Origin of the sequence: Mycobacterium sp., from assembly GCF_032162105.1 — a bacterium.
In the GTDB taxonomy this organism is placed as follows: domain Bacteria; phylum Actinomycetota; class Actinomycetes; order Mycobacteriales; family Mycobacteriaceae; genus Mycobacterium.
In genome coordinates this window covers 1-3473 of record NZ_JAVRPS010000075.1, presented here as the reverse complement: position 1 = coordinate 3473, position 3473 = coordinate 1, and the positions used below count along the sequence as shown (strand labels likewise).

At 61.8% G+C, this 3473-nt stretch carries 4 protein-coding genes; all 4 read right to left on the bottom strand.

Annotated features, from left to right (window positions below; translation table 11 throughout):
• A partial coding sequence (locus QOC69_RS03740) for a MaoC family dehydratase (protein ID WP_526436494.1) occupies positions 1 to 312 on the bottom strand: 312 nt, incomplete at its 3' end.
• 285 nt (positions 313 to 597) lie between these two features.
• On the bottom strand, positions 598 to 1491 hold the full coding sequence (locus QOC69_RS03735; protein ID WP_526436492.1) for an SDR family oxidoreductase: 894 nt from the start codon (positions 1489 to 1491) through the stop codon (positions 598 to 600).
• Positions 1492 to 1533: 42 nt separating this feature from the next.
• Complete coding sequence (locus QOC69_RS03730; protein WP_331514722.1) at positions 1534 to 2328, bottom strand: enoyl-CoA hydratase-related protein; 795 nt, start codon at positions 2326 to 2328, stop codon at positions 1534 to 1536.
• A gap of 110 nt (positions 2329 to 2438) precedes the next feature.
• Positions 2439 to 3473 (bottom strand): lysophospholipid acyltransferase family protein (locus QOC69_RS03725; RefSeq protein WP_526436489.1); only part of this gene is annotated, 1035 nt, incomplete at its 5' end.

Genomic DNA, 3473 nt, shown 5'->3' with positions numbered 1-3473 from the left:
GCGAGCCGGAACCGGTGCAAGAAACCGCACCCTGTTGAGTCCGTAGTTGATGCCCATCTTCGCGTTTTCGACACGGAAATTGGCCTTGCTGAGCGCGGGAATCAGCGAAAGCGTCAGGAATCCGTGGGCAATTGTTCCACCGTAGGGACTTTCGGTGCTCGCGCGGTCCGGGTCGACGTGAATCCACTGGTGATCCCCGGTGACGTCGGCGAACGCATCGATGCGCTTTTGGTCGATTCCCGTCCAGTCGCTGACGCCTAGTTCTTGGCCGATCGCCTCAATAGCGTCCTCGATCGATGAAATGACTCGCACTGCGCACCTTCCTGGTCGGGGATGAACCGGGACCCGGCTCACAACTATCAATCTCTACGCTGACGCCATCGGTTAGCCGCGTTCGCCAGTGCGTTGACCGTGGTCGAGCCAGAGCCGCCGACGACCACACCCACAACGATCATCGCCGTGTTTTCCATCGCGAAACCTATTACTGCGGCGGAGAATCCGGCAAGCGCTATAACCACCGCCATGCCTAACCGCAGTGGGGGCACGCCGCACTCGCTTACCGTATTTGTTGCCTCTGTCATCATCGTGGCCCATCAGCTACACCGAACGGGCCGCCTTGGCGGTCTCCGACGCCGCCCGGCTACGCTCGCGTGCGGCCGCCCAATCCTCGTCCGTCATCGCCGTTAGGCCGGCGAACGTATTGGGCCCGGCGAGCCGCTGGCCCCCGTCCATCGCGATGGTCTCCCCGGTCAGATAGTCGCAGGCGTCGGAGAACGCGAAGATCGTCAAATTCGCGAGTTCGTCGATCGTCCCTGGACGACCGAGTGGGATCTGCTCTGATTGGGTAGCACCGACCGAGCTCTTATCGGTGGGATTCAGCATTTCCCAGGCGTACTCGGTCGGAATCGGTCCCGGCGCAAGGGCATTGAGACGAATGCCGTAGCGTCCCCACTCGACGGCCAGTGACATTGTCATCGCATGTATGGCCGCCTTTGCCATGGCCGACGGAACCACGAACGCCGAACCGCTCCATACCCATGTGGTCAGGTTTGACAGCACCGATCCATGCAGGCCTTCGGCGATCCAACGCCTGCCGACGGCCAGCGTCGTGTTGAACGAACCGGTCATCACGGTAGAAGTGACCGCGTCGAATGCGCGAGGGCTCAAACTTACGGTGGGCGCGATGAAGTTCGCCGCGGCGTTGTTCAGCAAGCCGGTCAAAGGTCCTTGCCGATGCCAAATTTCGGCGATGGCAGCGGCCACCTGATCGAAGTCCCGGACATTCACCGCCTGGTAGTGGACGCGGCCGGGCTGGCCGGCCGAGATCTCTGCGGCGGCCTCGGCCAGCACCGTTTCGCGTCTACCCCATAAATGGACTTGGGCGCCATGCGCGACCAGCTGCGCAGCCACCCCACGGCCCAGCCCCGTGCCGCCGCCGGTGATGAGGATGCGCTTGCCATCCAGCACCATGGGGTCAAAGATGCGTGTCATAGCCCATGCTCTTTCCGATGATTGCGCCAGCCGACGATCGGCTCAGTTGCCGCGGTAGGCGGCGAATTCCGGCACGCGCTTCTCGTTGAACGCGGTAATGCCTTCCTGCGCTTCGGGTGTCTCGCCGAACATCTTCAGAGTCGAGTAAGCCATCTGGCCTACTGATGCGAACTGTTCGGTATCGGTGTTGAACGACTGCTTGAGAACCTTCAGCGAGGTCGGCGAAAGCATCAAAATCTCGTCCGCCCATGCCCGCACCTCCGACTTGAGCTCGTCGGCAGGCACCACCTTGTTGACCAGTCCCCATTCGGCTGCTTGCTCCGCCGAATACCTGCGGCACAAGAACCAGATCTCGCGGGCACGCTTTTCTCCCACCACCCGTGCGAGAAAGCCGGTGCCGAAGCCTGCGTCGAAGGATCCGACCCGTGGACCGTTCTGACCGAAGACCGCGGTGTCCGCAGCGATCGTCAGGTCACACAGCACGTGCAGGACATGGCCGCCGCCGATCGCAAACCCGTTTACCGCAGCGATGACCGGTTTTGGCACGTCGCGGATGACCCGATGCAAGGTATCCACCTCGAACAGCCCGGTATCGGACGGCCCGTAGTCACCAGTTTCGGCGCGCTGCTTCTGGTCACCGCCGGTGCAGAAGGCTTTCTCCCCCGCCCCGGTCAGACAGATCACACCGACTTCTGAACTTGCCCAAGCGGTTTTGAAAGCACGGATCAGCTCGTCGAGCGTTCGCGCCCGAAACGCGTTGTACCGATCGGGCCTGTTGATCGTGATCCAGGCCAGGCCGTTGTCGACCTCGTAGGTGATGTCGGTGAACTCGGTCATCGGTTGCCTCTCTTCGTTGAAAGCCACAGCACGGTAGTCGCCACGATTATGGTCTTACCATATTACCAAACCACATCGGTTGGCGAAATCCCATTCTTCCGGGGACCCCCTCAAGCCGGTGCGAAATCCCGGCGCATCTGGGCTAGTTCGCCTATGGACCGCTGCAGGTCCTCGAGCTCGGCCACGAGCGCTGCCCGACCATCCGCTATGTCGGTTGAAGCGGTCTCGGTATCCAGGAGCCCCCGGTGACGCGCCATCTTCAACGCGGTGGCAAACATGTCGCCTGATACCGATTCCTCGGTGATGCGATGTTGCAGTGACCACTGCCGAGCGAGGCGAAGGCACCTGGTGAGGAATTCCTGTTCGTCGACGTGGCGGCCCGGACCGAGGTTCAGTAACTCCTCGGCCACCACTCGGTAGGCGTCGATGAACGGCCTGAGCACCAGATGAGCTACCAGCAGGTCACTTTCATTCAGACTTCGCGTGGCCTCATCGGTGTCAATCGGTACGTCCGGGTCGTGACTATGGCCGGTCATGATCGCAAACTCATTCCACAGTTCATCGGCGAATTCAGCTCGTCCGGCGAAGAAAAAGTCGAACTTGAGCAGTTCGCGGACCGTTAAGGCTCTCTCCCAACCAACGCGCTTGGTGGCTCCTGGTGTTCGCACGATCGCCAGCAAGGCGAGCTCGGCGATCGCCCTCCTCACCAGAACATGGATTGCACTGTTGCGATAGACCGCAACGATCAGATGCTGGTCAGCGCCGATGCCCCACACCGTTGTTGGCCCTTCGGAGTAGGAGGTCAGCACACCCGAGCCCACCAAGTCATGCAGCGTTTGCGATACGGTGGCGCGCTCGGTGAGATCGGCTCCCCCAGCGACGGGCCAGTCGCGGTCGTGCAAGTACTGAGCCAGCGGCGCTACGGTGGCGCACACTTCGTCGAGGGTCAGGGCGCGGTCTGCGCCGAGCATCGCAACGCACACGGCCGCCGTCGCGGTCACCGGCGTGGCCTGATTTAGCCGGTGGCAGATTTCCAACGCGATTCGTTCGACCACCTGCCGCTCGTTCAGGCCCTCTCCGCGCAACTCAGCCATTCGCTCATACAACGCGACCGGGGACCCGAAGTTGATGTATATGCGTCCCAA

Bases quoted from the DNA above. Each gene is read 5' to 3' on its own strand.
- QOC69_RS03735 (WP_526436492.1), bottom strand. From the start codon at position 1,491: ATGACACGCATCTTTGACCCCATGGTGCTGGATGGCAAGCGCATCCTC.
- QOC69_RS03730 (WP_331514722.1), bottom strand. From the start codon at position 2,328: ATGACCGAGTTCACCGACATCACCTACGAGGTCGACAACGGCCTGGCC.